A 261-nucleotide genomic window follows, 5' to 3' on the forward strand; every position below is an offset into this window, starting at 1 on the left:
TTCCGGGAGTGGGCCCAGTACCTGTTGGCCACCTCGGTCGGCGGCGGCATCAACGTCGCCGTCTACCAGTGCTGGCTGTGGTTCACGGACACCCGCACCCTGAACCTGTTCCTTGGCGTGGCCGCCGGTTCCGCGGTGGCGATGATGTTCAACTTCGCCATCTCGAAACGCATCATCTTCGCGGCGAAACCGCTGTCCTGAGGCGGTGGGCCTGGCGCCGGCGCGTCAGTCCACCACCACCGTCTTCATCTGCGGATCGAC

Annotated in this window: 1 protein-coding gene; it reads left to right on the top strand. The window is 65.5% G+C overall.

All coding sequences use genetic code 11. From position 1 onward, the window contains the following. A partial coding sequence (locus H6A60_RS13295; RefSeq protein ID WP_500691544.1) for a GtrA domain-containing protein occupies positions 1–201 on the top strand: 201 nt, incomplete at its 5' end. Positions 202–261 lie beyond the last annotated feature (60 nt).

It is taken from the genome of Sutterella massiliensis (genome assembly GCF_016899755.1).
In the GTDB taxonomy this organism is placed as follows: domain Bacteria; phylum Pseudomonadota; class Gammaproteobacteria; order Burkholderiales; family Burkholderiaceae_F; genus Sutterella; species Sutterella massiliensis.